Origin of the sequence: Pseudomonas brassicacearum (genome assembly GCF_003732265.1) — a bacterium.
Lineage (GTDB): Bacteria > Pseudomonadota > Gammaproteobacteria > Pseudomonadales > Pseudomonadaceae > Aquipseudomonas > Aquipseudomonas brassicacearum_D.
In genome coordinates this window covers 1-586 of the sequence record NZ_MOBK01000140.1, presented here as the reverse complement: position 1 = coordinate 586, position 586 = coordinate 1, and the positions used below count along the sequence as shown (strand labels likewise).

1 protein-coding gene is annotated in these 586 nt (G+C 60.9%); it reads left to right on the top strand.

Going from position 1 to position 586, the window contains the following annotated elements; genetic code table 11:
* A partial coding sequence (locus tag BK660_RS30470; protein WP_123436414.1) for a TonB-dependent receptor domain-containing protein occupies nt 1–586 on the top strand: 586 nt, incomplete at both ends.

Genomic DNA, 586 nt, shown 5'->3' with positions numbered 1-586 from the left:
ATACCTTCGGCCTTGAACATCGTCTGCTCACTGGCGTCGAGATCGGCAGCCAGCGCCGCGATCCGACGCTGTACAACGCCGCCACTGGCAGAACGCCCGGCGCGCAGCCGGTGCCGTCGCTCGACTTGTACAACCCGAATCGCGATCTGCGCCACACCGGCAGCATGCAGGTCTCCAGCAGCAGCCACACCGAAGTCGAAAGCCGTGCGGTATATGTGCAAGATCAACTGCGCTTGAACGATCAATGGCAAGTGCTCGCCGGTCTGCGTTACGACACCTTCGATATCGAGTCGACCAACAAGCTGCGCAACATCTCGGAAGACCGCGACAGCCACAGCACCAGCCCGCGCGTCGGCCTGGTCTGGACGCCGCTGCAGAACCATTCGTTCTACGCCTCATGGTCCAAAACGTTTTCGCCAGTGGGCGGCGGCTTGATCGGCATCACCCCAGGCGCGGCCGGCAACACCAACGACCTCAGCCCCGAATTGACCAAGCAGAAAGAAATCGGCGTGAAGAGCGACTGGTTTGATGACCGCTTGAGCACCACGCTGGCGATCTATGACCTGGAACTCTATAACCGCCGTAC